Raw genomic sequence first — 20,934 nt, 5'->3', positions numbered from 1 at the left:
AGAATGCGGCAAGCCCTGTGCGATAGTCAAGGAGAGCAAAGCCAATCAAGATGAGCCACTCCATGTCCCGCATTTTCTCGACCAAGAACCGTCCCGTGCATCTGGGACCCTATCCGCTGGAGCGGTTGATGCGGGCAGGTAAGATGCCGGATCTGGCGCAGGTTCCGGTGTTTGAGCCGTTGAGCTTTCAGCGGCCAGAAGACCCAGAGAGCCTGGTGAACGCCATGGGCGAGTTTCAGGCGATGATGGACGCCATTCGCGACGGCTTTGTGAACAAGGCGATGGCAGTAATTCCCGCGGACCCGATGGAGCGGGCCAACCATTTGAAGGCGTTTGGTTACTTCAACGATGCTTCGATGGTCGGGACGGGCCCTCTGCCAGACTCTGCGCTGCTGGAAACCCCGGCGCGCAATCCCGATATCGACCGGCTGGCCCACGCGCTGAAGACGCGTCAGACCAAAACGTTGGCCAGCGGCATTGATGTCATCATGGCGGACCTCAAAGAAAGCATGGAGGCCCCGCCAACAACCATTGACGGCCACAAGCACGCGATTGTCTTTCTTTACGAGTTCACGCGCGATCCCAAACAGGATGAGCCGGGCAGCGACTGGATCATGGATGCGCAGGATCACCGGGCCTGCGTTCGCGCCACCGAGACCGCAGTGGTCATTGCCAACTATATCCGCCTTTTGGGCTTTGACGCGCGCGCGCATACGGCGACCTCGACCGATGTGGACCTGGGAAAACTGGCGGTGGCCTCGGGGCTGGCGGCGATAGAAGGCGGCCAGTTGGTCGCGCCCTGGCTTGGAACGCGTTTTGGGGTGGCGGCGATTACCACCGAAATGGATATCGCGCATGATGGGCCGCTGATGCCCCTGTCCACACAACCGCAGAACGCCATGGGTGGGCTAAGTTGGAAGTTGGGCATTGGCCACGTGAAGTCAGCGATGAACCGCGACCCCTATGCCAAACGCAACTATGTCGACGGCGCGCATCCCTTCGAACGGCTGAAACGGGTCGAAACACCCACCACCTACATCGACGAGGCCAACGTGGCCCGTGTGCCCAAGCGCGCAGACATGTTTGCTAGGGCGCAATTTGGTGACATGGGCAAGGCGCTGCAGGATGGAGCCAAGGGCGGCTACTATGCCCGCAAGGCGGCGCCAAGTTTTGCCCAGCGGCGCGCATTGGGGGCCTTTGTGCTGTTGCAGGATGGCGAGAGCGCAGAGGTGGACAAACCCTGCGACGCCGAGCGCAACGCGGCGAACATCAAGGCGGCGACCTATTTCCTTGGCGTGGATGCGGTGGGCCTCAGCCGGTGTCCTTCGTGGACATGGTACAGCCACGACGCCACGGGTGATCCCATTGATCCACCCCACGATCAGGCCGTGAGCATGATTGTCGATCAGGGCTATGAGACCATGGAGGGTGCCTCGGGCGACGACTGGATCAGCGTGGCACAGTCGATGCGCGCCTATCTGCGCTTCTCGCTGCTGGGCGGTATCATTGCACAGCAAATCCGTAACCTCGGCTACAAGGCCAAGGCGCATTCCGTGATGGATGGTGAAGTGTTGCAGCCGCCGTTGCTGTTGCTGTCCGGATTGGGCGAAGTCAGCCGGATTGGCGAAGTAATCCTGAACCCCTACCTGGGGCCGCGGTTGAAATCCGGCGTTGTTACCACGGACATGCCGATGGCGCATGACAAGCCGATCGATTTTGGTCTGCAGAACTTTTGCGAAAACTGCAACAAATGCGCGCGGGAATGTCCGTCGGGGGCGATCACAGCCGGACCAAAGCTGATGTTCAACGGCTATGAAATCTGGAAATCCGACAGCCAGAAATGCGCGACCTACCGGATCACCACCCAAGGCGGCGCCATGTGCGGGCGGTGCATGAAGACCTGTCCGTGGAATTTGGAAGGGCTGTTCAAAGAGGCACCGTTTCGGTGGGCCGCTTCGAACATTCCAGCCGCTGCCCCTGCACTGGCCAAGCTGGACGACATGGTTGGCAATGGCGGGCTAAATGACATCAAGAAATGGTGGTGGGATATCGAGTTGAACGAAGACGGAGCTTATCGCCCGTCCCAGCACGAATTGAACCGGCGTGACCTGCAAAAAGATCTGGACCTGAAGTACGAAGATCAGACGCTGGCGGTCTATCCGGCCCCCTTGGCGCCGCACCCATGGCCTTATCCCTTCCCGATGGATCGCGAGGCGGGCATTCAGGCTTATGAAGCTTTGATCACTGCGGATGAATACAAGAAGCGTGTGGCCCAGGGTGATCTGGGCGCGGTGCATCGCTACACGGTTCCGGATGCCGCGGACTCACCTGTGATCCGGGTGACGCTGAGCAAGGTCGAAGCGATGGCTGCCGATGTGACCAAGTACGAATTCACGACGATGGATGGCAGTGACCTGCCCGAATGGACCGCTGGCGCGCATCTGGATGTGCTGGTGTCGCCGGAATACCTGCGGCAGTATTCGATGTCGGGTGATCCTGCGGATCGCTCGAAATACCAGATCGGTGTATTGCGAGAGGATCAAGGGCGGGGTGGCTCGCTCCAGATGCACCGGATTTTTGATGAAGGCCGCAAGGTTTTCATCTCAAAGCCGATCAACCACTTTGAACTGGTCGAAGAGGCTACCAAGACCTTTCTGATGGGAGGCGGGATTGGCATCACCCCGATGATCGCCTTTGCCCATCGCTTGCATGCGCTGGGTGCGGATTTTGAGCTGCACTATTCGGCCAGCCGCAAGGACGGCGCCGGGTACCTAGATGATCTCGCCACGGTGCCCTGGGCCGACAAGCTTCACCTGCATTTTTCGGATCAGGGAACGCGGGCTGATCTCGACGTTGTTCTGGGCGGCTATCAGAAAGGCTGGCATGTCTATACCTGCGGACCGGATCGCTTCATGGAAGGTGTCATGGAGGCGGCTGAGCGGCAGGGTTTCCCGGAAGAGGCGCGGCATCTGGAGTATTTCAGCGTGCCGGAACAGCCAGAGTATGAGAATTTCGATTTCACCGTAAAGCTGGCAAAATCCGGCAAGGAATTCACCGTACCGGCAGACAAAGACCTATCAGAAGTGTTGACCGAGAATGGTTACCACATTGACGTGAAGTGCTCGGATGGGATTTGCGGCGTCTGCAAATGCGGTTTGCTCTCAGGTGAGGTCGAGCATCGTGATTTTGTGCTATCCAACAAGCAGCGCGAGACGGCGATTATCACATGTCAGAGCCGCGCCGCGGAAGAGGGCGGCCTGATCGAGATCGACTTGTAACCTCGCAACGTCACAAAAACCGGGACTGTGCGGGGGCCGGTTTTCCTGATTAGCTGTGGCGCAAGGAGGACCATCCATGTCGCATGTCGCGTACGAAAAAGACGGTCGCATCGGCCGCATCACACTCAACCGTCCCGAGGTGATGAACGCCATCTCACTGGAAATGCCGGGCCAGATTGCCGCCGCCGTAGCCGAGGCCGAGGCAGACCCCGATGTGCACGTCATGATCCTGTCAGGTGCGGGCAAGGCCTTTTGCTCGGGCTATGACCTGATGGCCTTTGCCGAGGCCGAAGGCGGCAATCCCGGCGTGCAGGAAATGCCCTGGGACCCCATGAAAGACTATCAGTTCATGTGGAAGAACACGCAGGATTTCATGTCGCTCTTTCGTGCGATGAAGCCGGTGGTTTGCAAGGTGCATGGCTTTGCCGTGGCGGGCGGGTCTGACATCGCGCTTTGTGCCGATCTGACGGTGATGGCTGAGGATGCTCAGATCGGCTATATGCCCGCCCGCGTCTGGGGGTCGCCGACCACGCAGATGTGGGTCTACCGGTTGGGCATGGAAAAAGCCAAACGTATGCTGTTGACCGGTGACAAGGTCTCAGGACGCGAAGCTGCGGACATGGGGTTGGTGCTTAAGGCCGTGCCGTCAGACGAGCTGGATGATGAGGTGGAGCGTCTCGCGTCTCGCATGGCGTCGGTCCCGATCAACCAGCTGGCGATGCAGAAGATGGTTATCAATCAAGCGGTTGAGGCTATGGGCCTGAATGAAACCCAGCGGCTGGCGACGATCTTTGACGGCATCACCCGGCATTCGCCTGAAGGCATGAACTTTAAGGATCGCTCCGAGGCCAAGGGCTGGAAACAGGCAGTGCAAGAGCGCGACGAAGGTACCTTTGACTGGACCCGGAACGAGGAAATTCCCAAGTCCAACCGCTAGACGTTCCGAGAACCGCGCTCTACCTTGTCGAGACGAGGAGAGAGGACAGCACATGCATATGAGCGATCAGCGCGAGATTGCCGCGCCTGTTACCGAAGTTTGGAATGCCCTTCTAAGCGCCGAGGTGCTGGGGCAATGTGTGCCGGGCGCCAAAGAGCTGACCGGCACGGTCGAAGACGGGTTCGATGCGGTGGTTGTGCAAAAGGTTGGCCCGGTCAAGGCGACGTTCAAGGGCCATGTAAACCTTTCCGACCTCGTCGAGCATCAAAGCCTAACGCTCTCGGGCGAAGGCAAAGGGGGTGCTGCAGGGTTTGCCAAGGGTGGCGCAGACGTCAAGTTGACTGCGACCGAAGGCGGCACCCTGCTGGAATATGAAGTGGATGCTAAAGTTGGCGGTAAACTTGCACAACTGGGCAGCCGCCTGATCGATGGGTTCGCCAAGAAGATGGCCGACCAGTTTTTTTCGAACCTGCAAGAGGCTCTGGAAGGCCCTGCAGAGGCCGAGGAGTCTTCGCCAGAAGACGAAGAGGCACCTGACGGAGAGAAGAAAGGTTGGATCAAGAAGCTGACCGGTGGTTGATCCTGCGTTGGCGCACACATACCTCTGTCCAAAAGCCGGTTTAATCCGGAGCGCCGACTGGTAATCTGAGGCGCGAACAGGAGGGGTAGAATGGCGGCAATCGTCGACATCCGTGATTTGCGGAAAACGTATGATGGCGGGTTCGAAGCGCTCAAGGGCGTGAACCTGTCTATTGAAGAAGGCGAGATCATCGCGCTTCTGGGGCCGAACGGTGCCGGCAAGACGACCTTGATTTCTACGATCTGCGGCATCACCAATGTCGGCACAGGGTCGATCACGGTTGGTGGGTTTGATGCGGTGCGCGACTATCGTCAGGCGCGGAACCTGATTGGGCTGGTGCCGCAAGAGATCAACCTGGAACCTTTTACCAAGGTGATCGATACGGTGAGGTTTTCGCGTGGATTGTTCGGCAAGCCCCGTGATGAGGCCTACGTTGAAAAGGTCCTGCGGCAATTGTCCCTCTGGGACAAACGCAATGCCCGCGCGATGGAATTGTCCGGCGGCATGAAGCGCCGTGTGCTGATCGCCAAGGCCCTGGTCCATGAACCGCGGATCCTGTTCCTGGACGAGCCGACTGCAGGTGTCGACGTAGAACTGCGCAAGGATATGTGGGACATCGTTTCCGAGCTGCAGGCGCAGGGCGTGACGATCATCCTGACCACTCACTACATCGAAGAAGCCGAGGCCATTGCCGACCGTGTCGGTGTCATCAACAAAGGTGAACTGCTGTTGGTTGAGGACAAGGCAACTCTGATGGCGCGGCTGGGGCAAAAGCACCTGCAGATCGAGCTGCAGGAACGTATCGAAGCTATCCCCGAGGCACTGAACCCGCATGGGTTAGAGCTGGCAACGGATGGCCAAAGCCTGCACTACAGTTATGACACGCGCGGCGAACGCACAGGTATCACGCAACTGTTGAACGACATTGCGGCCGCGGGCCTTGTCCTGCGTGACATTCGGACCCAAGAAAGCAGTCTGGAAGAAATCTTTGTCTCACTGGTCCGGGAGGATGCCGCATGAACTGGGCTGCCATCAGCGCCATCTACGTCACGGAAATGCATCGGTTTTTCCGCACGCTCGCACAAAGCTTCATCTCGCCGGTGATCTCCACATCGCTGTACTTCGTTGTCTTCGGCGCCGCAATTGGCAGCCGCATCCAAGAGGTCGAGGGCGTCAGCTATGGCGCGTTTATCGTGCCGGGGCTGGTCATGCTCTCGGTGATCACACAAGCAATCTCGAACGCCTCTTTCGGCATCTACTTTCCAAAGTTCCTCGGTACGACTTACGAGTTGTTGTCCGCCCCGCTGAGCTTTCTCGAGATCGTGCTGGGCTATGTCGGGGCAGCGGCCACCAAGGCCTTGTTTATCGGGGTGGTGATCCTGGCGACGGCATCGCTGTTTGTGGATCTGCAAATTCAGCACCCGGTGGCCATGGTGGCCTTTCTGGTGCTGACCTGTGTCAGCTTTGCGCTGATGGGGTTCATTATCGGCATCTGGGCAGGGAACTTTGAGCAGCTGCAATTGGTACCGCTCCTGATCATCACGCCCCTGATCTTTCTGGGCGGGTCGTTTTATTCGATCTCGATGCTGCCGCCGATCTGGCAGACAATCACCCTGTTCAATCCGGTGGTCTACCTGATCTCGGGGTTCCGCTGGGCCTTCTTTGGACTGGCGGATGTTCCGATTGGGATGAGCTTGGTTGCGATTGCTGGCTTTACCGCCCTGTGTTTGGCGGCAATCTGGTGGATTTTCCGCTCTGGCTGGCGCATTCGCAGCTGATGCGGCACTGGAAAATCACATGGGGCGAGGCTGGGTATTTCTGCCACGCCCCATCTTTCCTGAGGCTCTGACCTTGTCTGCACCCGTTCGCGATTTTAAATGCCATTCCATGAAACGCTGGATCCCTTTTCTGAAATCCACCCCAACTGTTGCCGTAGTGCGCCTCTCGGGTGCCATAGGTGCCAGTGGCCGTGGGGCGCTGAATGATCAGTCGCTTGCGCCGCTGATCGAAAAAGCCTTTGCCAAGGGCAAACCCGCCGCCGTCGCGTTGCAGATCAATTCTCCGGGTGGATCGCCGGTGCAATCTTCGCTGATCGGCGCGCGCATTCGCCGGCTGGCCGAGGAGAAAGAGGTTCCCGTCATCGCCTTTGTCGAGGATGTTGCAGCCTCTGGCGGCTATTGGCTGGCGACGGCAGCGGATGAAATCTATGCTGACCGCAATTCGATCCTGGGCTCTATCGGGGTGATTTATGCCAGCTTCGGCGCGCATGAGCTATTGTCAAGGCACGGTGTCGAGCGTCGCGTGCATACGGCGGGCAAGTCAAAGTCGATGCTGGACCCATTTCGTCCGGAAAAGACCGAGGACATTGATCGCCTGAAAGATTTGCTTGAGCAGACCCACGAGAATTTCATCGCCCATGTGAAAGAGCGTCGTGGTGCCAAGCTGGATGACTCGATTGATCTGTTCACCGGAGACATCTGGGTGGGCGAAAAGGCCGTCGAGCGGGGGCTGATTGATGGGATCGGCCATCTGGTGCCGGTCCTGAAGGAGAGATTTGGCAAAGACGTCAAGTTCCGCCGCTACGAAGCCCGTCGCCCGATCTGGCAACGCTTCGGGTCTTCCGTGGCCACCGACGCCCTGACCGCAATCGAGGAGCGTGCCGAGTTTGCACGTTTTGGCCTCTGACGTGATTTTCAAGATTGTCGCCCTTTTCCTCGCTTTCATGGCCGTGCTGGCTATGTTCGGCAAATTGACCTATCCGGGGAAAAAGCGGCTGCAATCTGCCAAGTGCCGAAAGTGTGGACGCTTCAAGATCGGCAAAGGGCCTTGTCCCTGCGAAAAGGGAAGAGGGTAACCTATGGAATGGCTTCTCGCGGGTTTAGGGCTGTTGATCCTGCTTCTGGCAGGCGACGCGCTGGTGCGTGGCGCGGTGAACCTGGCGCTGCGGCTGGGTATTCCGGCGTTGATCGTCAGCCTGACCATCGTCGCCTTTGGCACCTCGGCACCCGAGTTGTTGATCTCGATTCAAGCTGTTCTGAAGAATGTGCCGGGCATCGCCATCGGGAACGTGGTTGGCTCCAATACCGCTAACATCCTGTTGGTTCTGGGGTTTCCTGCCATGCTCGCGGTGCTGCACACCTCGGCCTGTGACTCGCGCAAATCCTATCGGCAGATGATCGTCGCCTCGGTGATCTTCATCGCCCTGGCGTTCCGTGGGGTTTTCGATTGGATCAGTGGTGTGATCCTCCTGACAATTCTTTTCTATATCTTAAGCCACGCGGTGCTGGACGCCAAAGCCCATCGCAAGAACGGTTGTAAAACCACAGACGACGAAGAACCAGAAGGCGCCGACCCGGACATGCCCTGGTGGAAGATCGTGATCTTTCTGGCGCTTGGTCTGATCGGGTTGCCGCTGGGGGCTGATCTCTTGATCGACAGCGCCGAGATTATTGCCCGCCGCTATGGGGTCAGTGAGTCCGTGATCGGATTGACGCTGGTGGCGCTGGGCACATCGCTGCCGGAGCTGGCCACCACCACTATGGCCGCCCTGCGCCGTCAGGCCGATGTCGCGATCGGCAATGTCATCGGGTCAAACATGTTTAACCTGTTGGCGATCATTGGCATTGCGTCGCTGGTGGGGCCTTTGCCCGTCGATCCCGAGTTCCTGGAGTTTGATCTGTGGGTGATGCTCGGTGCGTCGATCCTGCTCGTGCCATTTGTCTATTTCCGCAAGGATATCAACCGTGTCTGGGGCATCGCACTGACGGTTCTCTATGTCACTTACATCGTCTGCGTGCTCAGTTCCTGACCCGCTTATGAACACCAGCTCCTGCCAGATTTCGGCAGGAAAAGCTGACCCTGCGCTGCAAGTTTTGCACTCCTCTCGATTGCGTTACAAATACGTTACAAATTTCTTAATGATTTCAGTCGTTTGGATGTTCCCCATTATTATATCTTTTATTTTCAGTAACTTAAAGTTGTGCCTATTTTTTAGGCAAACCGGCGAAATGGCTTAAAAGTAACGAAAATTCCCAAGCGGCGGAAAGATATCTCCAGACTTATCCACAGGAATCGTGGACATGTTTTCTCTTGCGCCAGCGTCGTGAAGATTGCAGCGGAGGAGAAAGAATCATATCTCGTTAAAGGATGAATGAGTCTCCCGAAACAACGCCCGACGCACCCAGCGGTTTTGCCTGCATTCAGAGCTATCTGAAATCGCTGGACAGCTCGCCGGGTGTCTACCGGATGCTGGATGCCCAGGCGCGGGTGCTCTACGTCGGCAAGGCGCGGAATCTGAAGGCGCGCGTGTCGAACTATGCCCGCCCTGCGGGCCATTCCGGGCGCATCGCGCGCATGATCTCGGAAACCGCGTCGATGATGTTCCTCACGACAAAGACCGAGACCGAGGCGCTGTTGCTGGAGCAGAACCTCATCAAGCAGCTGAAGCCCAAGTACAATGTGCTTCTGCGCGACGATAAGAGTTTTCCAAATATCCTGGTCAGCGCCGAGCATACCTTTCCCCAGATCAAGAAACATCGGGGCGCCAAGAAAGAAAAGGGCAAGTATTATGGCCCCTTTGCCAGCGCCGGGGCCGTGAACCGGACACTGAGCCAATTGCAAAAAGTGTTCCTGCTGCGGAACTGTTCAGATGCGCAGCTGGAAAGCCGGACGCGGCCCTGCCTGCTCTATCAGATCAAGCGCTGTTCAGGTCCGTGTGTGGGTATGATCTCCGAAGGGGACTACGCCGAGAGCGTGCGCGACGCCGAGCGCTTTCTATCCGGTCGCTCTACGCAGATCCAAGAGACACTGGCCAAGCAGATGCAGGCGGCCTCGGACGCGATGGAGTTTGAGCGCGCCGCCTCGCTGCGCGACCGTATCCGCGCGTTGACACAGGTGCAGGCATCGCAGGGTATCAACCCACAGGGCGTAGCCGAGGCGGATGTGATCGCGTTGCATCTGGAGAACGGGCAGGCCTGTGTGCAGGTGTTCTTTATCCGCGCCAACCAGAACTGGGGCAACCGCGACTACTACCCACGCGTTGGCAACGAGATCGATGAAGCCGAGGTGCTCGAGGCCTTTATCGGTCAGTTCTACGACACCAAGGAGCCACCCCGGCAGCTGATCCTGTCGCACCCGATCGACAATGCCGATCTGATGTCCGAGGCACTGACCCAAAAACTGGGCCGCAAGGTCGAGATCGTCGTACCGCAACGGGGCGAAAAGGCCGAGCTGATCGCCGGGGCCGCCCGCAATGCCCGAGAGAGCCTTGCGCGCAAGATGAGTGAGACCGCAACACAGGCTAAGCTGCTCAAGGGACTGGCCGAGGCCTTTGAACTTGAGGCCCCCCCTCAACGGATCGAGGTCTATGACAACAGCCACATCCAGGGCGCGCATGCGGTGGGCGCGATGATTGTCGCCGGGCCCGAGGGTTTCCTGAAAAACAGCTATCGCAAGTTCAACATCAAAGGTGAGAGCCTGACACCGGGCGATGACTTTGGCATGATGAAAGAGGTGCTGACACGGCGTTTCAAGCGGCTCCTGAAAGAGGATCCCGACCGCGATCACGGGATGTGGCCGGACCTGCTTTTGATTGACGGGGGGGCCGGTCAGGTCTCGGCCGTGGCAGAGATCATGCGAGAACTGGGCGTTGAGGACATCGCCATGGTGGGTGTGGCCAAAGGCGTTGATCGCGACCACGGCAAGGAAGAGTTTCACCGCATCGGTGCGCGCCCCTTCGCGTTGCGGCGCAATGATCCGGTGCTCTATTTCGTGCAACGCATGCGGGACGAGGCGCACAGGTTTGCCATCGGAACCCACCGTGCGAAACGTTCCAAGGCCGTGGGCGCGACACCGCTGGATGATGTGCCGGGCGTCGGCGCCACGCGCAAGCGCGCGCTTCTGGCGCATTTCGGCTCAGCCAAGGCCGTGAGCCGAGCAAACCTCGCGGATCTCAAGGCCGTGGACGGAATATCGGGTGCGCTGGCTGAATCGATCTACGACTACTTCCACGAAAAGGGATAGGGGCACCTCGGCCAGCGATCTGCATGGTTTAGGCACCTGTTATCAGCCTCGGTCACGCGTGGACGAAGTGCAGCTTGTCAAAGGTCCGTCGCCACTCCGATACTTCCGGGGCAAGGGTGCCTGGGTCGTTGGCCCGCAACGCCGCCGCGATCAGCCGGGCCAGCTCTGGGGCGTGATCCTTGGTCATGCCCCAACGTACCATTTCCGGCGTCCCGATCCGCAGACCGTTCAGATCCCCCTCGACCTCAGCGATGGGCAGCCCAATGCCGCAGGCCAGGAACCCGGCTTTCCTAAGGGTTTTTGACGCGGCCTGACCGCCGCCATAGGCCGCGGCTTCGACCGCAAACTGGTGCGACTGGGTTGCGCCGTGGCGGGTTTGGAATACTGGGATGCCCTGGTCCATCAACGCCTCGGCCATGGCGCGCGACATCTCGATCATCTCTTTCGCGTAAGCCCTGCCAAAGTCGCGCCAATCCAGCATGGTCACCGCAAGGGCTGCGGATTTGGCCGCGTCAAAGTTGGCCGTCATGCCCGGAAAGGCAATTTTGTCGAGCCGTTCGGCGATCTCGTCGTCATTTGTGACGATCAGGCCTGATGGCGGTCCTCCAAGGCTTTTGTAGGTGCTCATCGTCATCAGATGTGCCCCTTCGTCCAGCGGGTTTTTCCAGGCCTTGCCCGCGATGATCCCGCATTGATGCGCGGCGTCAAACAGCACCTTTGCACCCACGCCATCGGCAATCTCGCGGATCTCGCGCACCGGGTGTTCGCATAGGTTCAGCGAGCCGCCTATGGTGATCATCTTTGGACGCACACGCTCTGCCAGGTCAGCCAGCGCAGCGAGATCGACAGAATAGCCGCCTTCATCCACCGGTGCAGGGTGGCTTGCCAACCCATATAACCCGGCGCAGCCATCTGCGTGGTGGGTCACATGCCCGCCCACCGTAGCGGGCGGCACGATGATCGCATTGCCGGGTGTCGTCAGGGCCATGAATGCATAAAGATTGCCGATTGCCCCGGAGGGGACCCGGATTTCCGCGTGGCGCGCGTTAAAGACTTCGGCTGAGAGTTCCGCAGCGATCACCTCGATCTCTTCAATCGCTTCCAACCCCATCTCGTATTTGTCGCCGGGATAGCCCAGCGAGGGGCGGCTGCCGAGACCACTGGACAGCATCGCCTCGGCGCGCGGGTTCATCACGTTGGTGGCGGGGTTCAGGTTGAAACAATCCCGTTCATGGATCTGACGGTTTTGGGCGACCAATTCGTCAAGCCGCGCATTCAGCGTTTTGCTATCCCGCGATGCAGTGTCCTGTGCGATGGCTTGGATGCGGTTTTCACAGTGGTCTGGCACCCAGTCACGTCTGGCAAGATTGGTCATGTTGGTCTCCATCAAATCGATGCGACCAATCAATCGAAATCGTCGCTTTTGCGCAAACCAGATTTCATGATATCTAGGCATAGAATTTCTGGGCCTTGCTCTATGTCAGTGAAACCTCCCCGTCCGCCATCCCCCCCGCTCACCGCCTTGCGCGCCTTTGAGGCTGCGGCGCGGCTCGGGGGGTTCAAACGCGCAGCCGAGGAACTGTGCGTGACCCCTGGGGCCGTGGCACAGCAGGTCAAGCAACTTGAAGCCTGGGCAGGGGCGCCCCTGTTCGAAAGACGTGTGCATGGGGTCGCGTTGACCAAAGCAGGGCTTGCAACGCTAGCACCATTGACCGAGGCCTTCGATCAGGTGGCGGCATCGGTACAGGTGTTGCGACAGGCAACCGCGCCCAATCAGGTACATATTGCGGCGCTACCGGCGATTGCCCAGCTGTGGCTCGCGCCGCGTATGCCTGCCTTGCGCCAACTATTGCCCGATCTGACGCTCTCCGTCACAGCCATGGAAACGCCACCCAACCTCGCGCGTGAGCCTTATGATCTGGCGATTTTTTATGGGGATGAGGGCGATGTCGTACTGGACGACGATGTGATTTTTCCCGTTTGCACAGCTGAACTCGCCAAGCGTCTATCCACGCCCCATGACCTCGCTAGGGTGCCCTGCATCAGTGATGCGGTTTGGTCCGGCGATTGGCGCTTGTGGCTCGACCATGTCGGTGCTTCTCAGGTGGTGCCACAGGGGCCGGTTCTGTCTCTCTATGCGCTTGCGGTTGAGGATGCGCTAAGTGGGGCAGGCGTGTTGATGGCGCATGCCTCGCTTGTCCGACCGCATCTGGAAAAGGGCACGCTTATCGCGCCCTTTCCACAACACCTCAAACTTGCCCGCCAGATGTACCTGACCGCCCGTTCCGGGCCACAATCGCAGGCCCTGCGCCAGCTTGTTTCGACCCTGTCAGGCGAAAGCAGCCTCTAGCGCGATTTCGACCATGTCCCCAAAGCTGCGCTCACGATCTTCCGAGGGCAGCGCTTCTCCGGTCAACAGATGGTCGCTCACGGTCAATACAGCGAGCGCGCGGCGGTCATAGCGGGCGGCAAGATTGTAAAGTTCGGCGGCTTCCATCTCGACCCCGAGCACACCATGGCGGGTCATTTGTTCGTTGAGGTCGGGGCGTTCATCATAGAACACGTCCCCTGAGTATATACCGCCAACGTGGGTGGGAGTCCCTTTGGCTTCTGCTGCCGCGACCGCTGCCTTCAACAGGCCCCAATCGGCGCAGGGCGCAAAGTTGACTTCTTTGAAAATCCCTAAGGAAGGCGTCGAAATACTGGAGGCGGTCATGGCAATGATCACATCCCGCACTTTGACGCTGTCTTGCATGCCGCCACAGGATCCAATGCGGATCAGGGTCTGTGCGCCATAATCACGGATCAGCTCATTGGCATAGATCGACAGCGACGGCATACCCATGCCTGAACCATGAATGGTTACACGGTTGCCCTTCCACGTGCCGGTAAAGCCCAGCATGCCGCGCACTTCATTGACGCAGACGGCATTCTCAAGAAACGTCTCTGCCGCCCATTTCGCACGATAGGGATCGCCAGGCATAAGGACGGTTTCGGCGATGTCGCCGGGTTTGGCTCCGATATGAACTGTCATGGCTCGCTCCGATTAAACAGAGGGCCAGAATATCACTGCTTTACGCCTGCACAACGCCAAGTCTTCGTATTGCCAAAAATACTCTCGCCGAAGGCAAAAGCCCCGGAGCTCAGGCTTCGGGGCTTTTTCAGTCTCGAGTTGCTTGGATTATTCAGCTGCGACAGCCTTGGGATCCACCAGCGCTACAACGTCCATCATGATCGTGTTCAGCTCGAAATCCTTGGGCGTGTAAACCCGCGCCACACCCATGGCGCGCAGGCGCTCGGCGTCATCGTCGGGAATGATACCACCCACAATCACCGGAACATCGCCAAGCCCGGCTTCGCGCATGCGGTTCATCATGTCTTGGACCAACGGGATATGGCTACCCGACAGGATCGACAGACCTACGACATGCGCCTTGGTCTCGATGGCCGAAGCCACGATTTCTTCCGGGGTCAGGCGAATGCCGTCGTATTCGATGTCCATGCCGCAATCGCGGGCGCGAAAGGCAATCTGCTCTGACCCGTTAGAGTGACCATCAAGGCCGGGTTTACCGATCACAAACTTGAGACGACGGCCCAGACGATCAGACACGGCGTCCACGGCATCACGAATGTCATCAAGGCCTTCGGTCTTGTTCGAGGGCGAAGCCGACACGCCGGTTGGTCCCCGATATTCCCCGTGAATGGTGCGCATCTGCGCGGCCCATTCACCGGTGGTGACTCCGGCCTTGGCTGCCGCGATTGAGGCGGGCATGACATTTTCCCCTGCCTTGGCAGCCGCGCGCAGATGCGCAAGGGCCTTTTCCACCGCATCATTATCGCGCTCGTCGCGCCATGCGTTCAGGCGGTCAATCTGCTCCTGTTCCACGGCAGGGTCCACAACCATGATACCGCCATCGCCCGTCATCAACGGCGAGGCTTCGCCTTGCTGGTACTTGTTCACGCCAACCACAACGGTTTCGCCTGCCTCGATACGGTTCAGACGTTCGGCATTTGATTCCACCAGACGCGCCTTCATATAGTCGATCGCGCCAATGGCGCCGCCCATGGAGCCAAGGTTGGCCAACTCGTGACGCGCACCCTCTTTCAGCTCTTCCACCTTGCGATCAACGGCCGGGTTGCCATCGAACAGGTCGTCATATTCCAAGAGGTCGGTTTCAAAGGCCATGATCTGCTGCATGCGCATGGACCACTGTTGATCCCATGGCCGCGGCAGGCCAAGCGCTTCGTTCCATGCAGGCAGCTGGACAGCGCGCGCGCGAGCCTTTTTCGACAGCGTCACGGCCAGCATCTCGATCAGGATGCGGTAGACGTTGTTCTCCGGCTGCTGTTCGGTCAATCCCAGCGAGTTCACCTGCACGCCATAGCGGAAGCGGCGGTGTTTCGGGTCCGTGACGCCATAGCGTTCCTGACAGATTTCATCCCACAGATCGACAAAAGCGCGCATCTTGCACATCTCGGTGACAAACCGGATGCCCGCGTTCACAAAGAACGAAATCCGCGCCACCATCGGGCCAAAATCTTCGGCAGGAACCCGCGGTTTCAATTCGTCCAGAACCGCAATCCCGGTGGCCAGCGCAAAGGCCAGTTCCTGCTCGGGCGTCGCACCGGCCTCTTGCAGGTGATAGGAACAGACGTTCATCGGGTTCCATTTCGGCACGTTGGTGTAGCAATACTCGGCCACATCCGCGATCATCTTGAGCGAGGGTTTCGGCGGGCAGATATAGGTGCCGCGGCTCAGGTATTCCTTGATCAGGTCGTTCTGAACTGTGCCCTGCAGCTTGGAAACATCCGCGCCCTGTTCCTCGGCTGCCGCAATGTACAGCGACAGCAGCCAGGGGGCCGTGGCGTTGATCGTCATCGAGGTGTTCATCTGATCCAGGGGGATCTGATCGAACAAGGTGCGCATATCACCCAGGTGGCAGACGGGCACACCGACCTTGCCCACTTCACCCCGGCTCAGAACATGATCGCTGTCATAGCCTGTCTGGGTTGGCAGATCGAAAGCCACAGACAGACCCGTCTGACCTTTTTCCAGATTTGACCGATACAGCGCGTTTGAGGCCTTTGCGGTCGAGTGGCCAGCGTAGGTCCGGATCAGCCAGGGGCGGTCTTTCTGCGTCTGCGACATGGGTGTCCTCGTGAATCGGTTGGGCAATTTTGTTGCGTCAGAGCGTAGATATGCGAAATATCATGTGCAAGTCAATTCGCTGCGTCGCGGCGTATTTCTTTTGCAGGCACAGCATATCGCATGGCAACGCTCGAAGAAAAGCCAAAGACGCGCTTCAGCGGTCTCAGGTTTTCGGTCTCACCGGCCACAAAGCTTCGCAACCGCATCAACCTGCTCTGCGGAAAACCCGCGTTCGACCGTTATGGATGTCATACGAAGCCCCGTATTGCGGTGGTCATTACACTTTTATATTTACCCGGCACGCCGCTCCTGCAAGGTTTGCATAATGACATCGACGGTCGAACTCCCTCTGTGGCTCTTTGTGCTGATCCTGCTGTTCGCGGCGGTGACGGCCGCCAGCCACCTGTTGTTCCCTTCGGTGCGCTGGTTCTTCCGTCGGCGCATGGAACGCGCGGTCAAACGGCTCAACCAACGGCTAGAGCGCCCGATTGAGCCGTTCAAGCTGGCCCGACGTCACGACATGATCCAGCGCCTGATGTATTCGCCCGAGGTCACCGCCGCGATTGTGGAACACGCCCGCGAAGAGGGCATCCCCGAAAATGTCGCTTTTGAAGAGGCTAAGTCTTATGCGCGCGAGATCGTGCCGTCGTTCAGCGCCTCAGCTTACTTCGGTTTTGCCATTCGCGCTGCCAAGATGCTCAGCCGTGCGCTGTATCGCGTCCGCCTGGCCCATTTCGATGAACGCGGATTGCAGAATATCCCGCGGGATTCAACCGTCGTCTTTGTCATGAACCACCGCTCGAACATGGACTATGTGTTGGTGACCTATCTTGCGGCTGAGCGCTCTGCGCTGGCTTATGCCGTCGGAGAGTGGGCGCGGGTCTGGCCCTTGTCGCGCCTGATCAAGGCCATGGGGGCCTACTTTATCCGGCGCAAATCCCGCAATGCCCTTTATCGCAAGGTGCTGGCGCGCTACGTCCGCCTGGCCACTGACGGCGGTGTCACGCAGGCGATGTTTCCCGAGGGTGGCTTATCCCTCGACGGATCCCCTCAACCACCCAAACTGGGTTTGCTGAAATACATTACCGACGGATTTGACCCAGAGACCCGCGATGTGGTCTTTGTGCCCGTCGCCCTGAACTATGACCGCGTGCTCGAAGACCGCATTCTGCTTGAGGCTCTGGCTCGGGGTGGGCGTGGGTTTCGTGCACGGATCAACGTCATCGTTGGCTTTCTGACCAAACAGATTTGGCTGCGTCTGCGTGGCCGCTATCACAAGTTTGGGTATGCCGCCGTCAGCTTTGGCCACCCCTTGTCCTTGACCGAGTTCAGCGCTGGGTCCAAGGGCGACGTGACAAAATCTCTGGCTCGTGAACTGATGCGCCGTATCGAAAGCGTCGTTCCAGTGCTGCCAGTGCCCATGATCGCGGCAATAATCGAAGGCGCGGACAAGCCGATTTCCCGTGCCGCCATTGAAGCCCAGTTTGCTACCTGGATTGTGAAGCTCGATCAGGCCCACATCCACCTGCCGCGCGATGATCTGAGCTACGCCACCGAGGTTGGTCTGAGGACTCTGATGGAGCGGCGTATCATTGCCAAAGATATGGGGTATTACGCGCCAAACCCGGAGCAATCCGACGCGTTGGCTTTCTACGCGAATTCGATCCGGCATCTGTTGCGCTGATTTTGCAACTGCAGAAAGTTTTTCTGCGTTTGCAGAGTCATAAAATTACAAAATGCCTCCAATTGTGGTTGCATTATTACAAGGCCGCCAATATCACAACATCAGACGCGCGATTCTGCATCGCGGCAAAACCCGTAACAAAAGGAGACGAAAATGGCTCTGGATACCGAAATTGCCATCGCCCCCTACGAGGCGCCCGAGAAAGACCTGTATGAAGTCGGCGAAATGCCGCCCCTGGGGTATGTGCCCAAGAAAATGTATGCATGGGCGATCCGCCGCGACCGCCATGGCGAGCCCGAGCAGTCGTTCCAACAAGAGGTGGTCGACACCTGGGACATCGACAGCCACGAAGTGTTGGTGCTCGTGATGGCCGCAGGCGTGAACTACAACGGTGTCTGGGCGGGCCTCGGTCAGCCGATCTCGCCGTTTGACGTGCACGGTCAGGATTTCCATATTGCCGGCTCCGATGCCTCGGGCATCGTCTGGAAAGTGGGCGACAAGGTCAAAAACTGGAAAGTGGGCGACGAGGTCGTGATCCACTGTAACCAGGACGATGGTGACGACGAAGAATGTAACGGCGGTGATCCGATGTTCTCGCCGACCCAGCGTATCTGGGGTTACGAGACCGGGGATGGCTCGTTCGCTCAGTTCACCAAGGTACAGGCCCAGCAGCTGATGCCGCGCCCCAAACACCTGACTTGGGAAGAGGCAGCCTGCTACACCCTGACGCTCGCCACCGCATACCGCATGCTGTTTGGCCACCACCCGCATGAACTGCGTCCGGGTCAGAACGTTCTGGTTTGGGGCGCCTCGGGCGGTCTGGGGTCCTACGCGATCCAGCTGGCCAACACCGCAGGCGCCAACGCGATTGGTGTGATCTCGGACGAAAGCAAACGCCAGTTCGTGATGGATCAAGGCGCCAAAGGCGTCATCAACCGCAAGGACTTTGACTGCTGGGGGCAACTGCCCACCGTGAACTCGCCAGAGTATAACGCCTGGCTGAAAGAGGCACGAAAGTTCGGCAAGGCGATCTGGGACATCACCGGCAAAGGCGTCAGCGTTGACATGGTGTTCGAACACCCTGGCGAAGCGACTTTCCCGGTTTCGACCCTGGTCGTGAAAAAGGGCGGCATCGTTGTGATCTGCGCGGGCACCTCGGGATTCAACACCACCTTTGACGTGCGCTACATGTGGATGCACCAAAAGCGTCTGCAGGGGTCGCACTTTGCCAACCTGAAGCAGGCCGCCAGCGCCAATCGCCTGATGTGCGAACGTCGTCTTGATCCCTGCATGTCCGAAGTGTTCGCCTGGGACGAGATTCCCGCCGCGCACACCAAGATGCTGCGCAACGAGCACAAGCCCGGCAACATGGCAGTGCTGGTTCAGGCCCCCAAAACCGGCCTGCGCACCGTCGAGGACGTGCTCGAAGCCGGTAAATGAATCGTTAACGGGCGCTTAACGCTTCCGAAAGGTTAACGACCGAATCACCCGCGAATCCACACCGGATTTGCGGGTGTTTTCTTTGTTTTCAGGTGTTTTCTTGTGTTTCAGACCCTTGCCGGGACACCCCCTCGCTATTTTAGGGGAGGGTAATTGTGCGAATTTATGAATAAAAGACACTCGTGCTATACTTGTATTAACCTTTCATTAACCACTGAAAACGAGAGTTAATATGAAATATGATTGGATACTCGACGTTCTCTCTGATCTGAAGACTTTTGCACAGTCAAACGACCTCAAGGTTCTGGCAGATCAGCTGGAAGAAACCCGACAGGTCGCCGCGATCGAAATCGTCAGTGTCTCCGATATGACGGGTTTGGTGGCTCATGGGGATGATCGCACGGCGGGAAGTTATTCTGGAAGCACTCGGGCAAGCGCACGAGCTTGAGGCGCTTCAGGACTCTATCGTAAGGCTTCGCGATCATTTTCGTGTCGATCACCTTGTCTATCATTGGGTCAGCTCTAACGGAGAGCAATACGGCTGCGGCACCTATCCCGACGCTTGGGTGCAGCGCTATCTCGACAAGGATTATCTGCGCGTCGATCCCGTCATAATTGGCTGTTTTCAAAGGTTTCATCCCGTGGATTGGAAGCGTTTGGACTGGTCGTCCAAGGCCGCCCGCGGGTTTCAGGCCGATGCCATTGCGCATGGTATCGGCAATCAGGGGTTCTCGGTGCCGATCCGCGGTCCTATCGGACAGTTTGCCCTCTTCACGGCGAGCCATCATTGCTCGGACGAAGACTGGGCCCGGTTCACTGCCAGCAATCGCCGTGACCTGATCCTGATCGCCCATGAGTTCAATCAAAAAGCGCTCGAACTCGAACCCGGTCGCAGCCAGGAACAATCCCGCGCGCTATCCCCGCGTGAGATCGATGCAATGACACTCGTGGCCATGGGATACAGCCGGGCGCAGATCGCCGATACCTTGTCGATTTCCGAGCACACTTTGCGGGTCTATATCGAGTCCGCGCGTTCGAAATTGGGGGCGCTCAACACAACCCATGCGGTAGCAAAGGCACTCAGCAGGGGGCTGATCGTGGTCTGAAATGGTTAACGGTCGTACGGGCCGTTAGGAGCCGATTAACTCTGCCTGACTAGCACTTTCCCTGTTTCAAACGGGAAGAGATGCCAGAATGATCCGTTACATTTATGCCAACGACCTCCACCAGTACCCCAAGCTGCGCCGCTCGATGTTTCATGACAGGGCGGATCAGTTCAAAATCCGCCTGGGCTGGGAGGTCCAGGTGGACGACCAGGGTGAAGAGCACGACGAATATGACGCCCTGAATCCGCTGTATGTCATCTGGGAAAAACCCGATGGAACCCATGGCGGGTCCATGCGGCTTTTGCCCACGACTGGCCCCTGCATGGTTAACGACCACTTTCTGGACCTTACCGATGGTGTTCGTATTTCCAGCCCTCTGATTTGGGAGTGCACCCGTTTCTGCCTTGCCCGCGATGCCGAGCCACGCACCGCAGCCGCGCTGATGCTGGCGGGCGGCGAGGTCATGACCGGATTTGGGGTCGAGCACTATGTTGGCGTGTTTGACGCACGCATGGTTCGGATTTACCGCATGATTGGCTCCTCCCCCGAGGTGCTGGGCAGTGTTGGTGAGGGGCGCGACCGGATCAGCGTCGGCCTCTGGAGCTTCTCTGACGAAGCGCGCAAAGCCGTGGGCGAGCGGGCGGGCATCCCGCTGGAAACCTCGCGCCTGTGGTTTGATATGGCCTTTGGTGGCGGGGCTTCCTCGGACGTCACTCCGCAAGTTGCGCAAAGCGCCTAA

Annotated in this window: 16 protein-coding genes; 13 read left to right on the top strand and 3 right to left on the bottom strand. The window is 58.5% G+C overall.

From position 1 onward, the window contains the following. Positions 1 to 62 precede the first annotated feature (62 nt). The 8 genes from EK369_RS05945 to uvrC all read left to right on the top strand — a co-directional run bounded on the left by EK369_RS05945 (position 63) and on the right by uvrC (position 10,816). Entirely contained in the window at positions 63 to 3,278 is a 3,216-nt protein-coding gene (locus EK369_RS05945) for a reductive dehalogenase (RefSeq protein ID WP_127112782.1), read from the top strand. Between the two features lie 76 nt (positions 3,279 to 3,354). After that, a complete protein-coding gene (locus EK369_RS05940) occupies positions 3,355 to 4,215 on the top strand; it encodes a crotonase/enoyl-CoA hydratase family protein (protein WP_127112781.1) in 861 nt (286 codons plus the stop codon). 52 nt (positions 4,216 to 4,267) lie between these two features. Next, positions 4,268 to 4,795, top strand: a complete 528-nt coding sequence (locus EK369_RS05935) for an SRPBCC family protein (RefSeq protein WP_127112780.1) — start codon at positions 4,268 to 4,270, stop codon at positions 4,793 to 4,795. 90 nt (positions 4,796 to 4,885) lie between these two features. Further along, positions 4,886 to 5,815 carry an ABC transporter ATP-binding protein gene (locus tag EK369_RS05930; protein ID WP_127112779.1) on the top strand — a complete coding sequence of 310 codons (930 nt, stop codon included), beginning with the start codon at positions 4,886 to 4,888 and terminating at the stop codon, positions 5,813 to 5,815. Continuing rightward, a complete protein-coding gene (locus EK369_RS05925) occupies positions 5,812 to 6,573 on the top strand; it encodes an ABC transporter permease (protein WP_127112778.1) in 762 nt (253 codons plus the stop codon). The genes EK369_RS05930 and EK369_RS05925 overlap by 4 nt, the downstream gene beginning before the upstream one ends. A 109-nt stretch (positions 6,574 to 6,682) precedes the next feature. Then, complete coding sequence (locus EK369_RS05920; protein ID WP_127112777.1) at positions 6,683 to 7,480, top strand: S49 family peptidase; 798 nt, start codon at positions 6,683 to 6,685, stop codon at positions 7,478 to 7,480. A 172-nt stretch (positions 7,481 to 7,652) separates the two neighbouring features. Continuing rightward, positions 7,653 to 8,603, top strand: coding sequence for a calcium/sodium antiporter (locus EK369_RS05915; protein ID WP_127112776.1), 951 nt, complete (start codon positions 7,653 to 7,655; stop codon positions 8,601 to 8,603). 338 nt (positions 8,604 to 8,941) lie between these two features. Then, the gene (gene uvrC / locus EK369_RS05910) at positions 8,942 to 10,816 is read left to right on the top strand and encodes an excinuclease ABC subunit UvrC (RefSeq protein WP_127112775.1); all 1,875 of its coding nucleotides are present in this window, start codon (positions 8,942 to 8,944) and stop codon (positions 10,814 to 10,816) included. Positions 10,817 to 10,868: 52 nt separating this feature from the next. On the opposite strand, the gene glyA is transcribed toward uvrC, so the two are convergent. Further along, positions 10,869 to 12,191: a serine hydroxymethyltransferase gene (gene glyA / locus EK369_RS05905; RefSeq protein ID WP_127112774.1), complete on the bottom strand. Its 1,323-nt coding sequence runs from the start codon at positions 12,189 to 12,191 to the stop codon at positions 10,869 to 10,871. A gap of 102 nt (positions 12,192 to 12,293) precedes the next feature. Between glyA and EK369_RS05900 the strand changes: the two genes are divergently transcribed. Continuing rightward, on the top strand, positions 12,294 to 13,166 hold the full coding sequence (locus EK369_RS05900) for a LysR family transcriptional regulator (protein WP_127112773.1): 873 nt from the start codon (positions 12,294 to 12,296) through the stop codon (positions 13,164 to 13,166). Here the strand turns inward: EK369_RS05900 and deoD are convergent. Further along, complete coding sequence (gene deoD, locus EK369_RS05895; RefSeq protein WP_127112772.1) at positions 13,146 to 13,850, bottom strand: purine-nucleoside phosphorylase; 705 nt, start codon at positions 13,848 to 13,850, stop codon at positions 13,146 to 13,148. The genes EK369_RS05900 and deoD overlap by 21 nt on opposite strands. A gap of 147 nt (positions 13,851 to 13,997) precedes the next feature. Beyond that, a complete protein-coding gene (locus EK369_RS05890) occupies positions 13,998 to 15,992 on the bottom strand; it encodes a protein meaA (RefSeq protein ID WP_268920606.1) in 1,995 nt (664 codons plus the stop codon). Between the two features lie 298 nt (positions 15,993 to 16,290). Between EK369_RS05890 and EK369_RS05885 the strand changes: the two genes are divergently transcribed. The 4 genes from EK369_RS05885 (at position 16,291) to EK369_RS05865 (ending at position 20,934) form a co-directional block, all read left to right on the top strand. After that, on the top strand, positions 16,291 to 17,649 hold the full coding sequence (locus EK369_RS05885) for a 1-acyl-sn-glycerol-3-phosphate acyltransferase (protein WP_127112770.1): 1,359 nt from the start codon (positions 16,291 to 16,293) through the stop codon (positions 17,647 to 17,649). A gap of 153 nt (positions 17,650 to 17,802) precedes the next feature. Continuing rightward, positions 17,803 to 19,089, top strand: a complete 1,287-nt coding sequence (gene ccrA / locus EK369_RS05880) for a crotonyl-CoA carboxylase/reductase (RefSeq protein ID WP_127112769.1) — start codon at positions 17,803 to 17,805, stop codon at positions 19,087 to 19,089. A 386-nt stretch (positions 19,090 to 19,475) separates the two neighbouring features. Then, positions 19,476 to 20,195 (top strand): helix-turn-helix transcriptional regulator, encoded by a 720-nt coding sequence (locus tag EK369_RS05870; protein WP_438672157.1) that lies wholly within the window; start codon positions 19,476 to 19,478, stop codon positions 20,193 to 20,195. Positions 20,196 to 20,283: 88 nt separating this feature from the next. Beyond that, the gene (locus EK369_RS05865; RefSeq protein ID WP_127112766.1) at positions 20,284 to 20,934 is read left to right on the top strand and encodes an acyl-homoserine-lactone synthase; all 651 of its coding nucleotides are present in this window, start codon (positions 20,284 to 20,286) and stop codon (positions 20,932 to 20,934) included.

Source organism: Shimia sediminis (assembly GCF_003990645.1).
Taxonomy (GTDB): domain Bacteria; phylum Pseudomonadota; class Alphaproteobacteria; order Rhodobacterales; family Rhodobacteraceae; genus Shimia; species Shimia sediminis.
The sequence above is the reverse complement of the archived record's forward strand: the minus strand, read 5'-3'. Positions and strand labels throughout refer to the sequence as shown.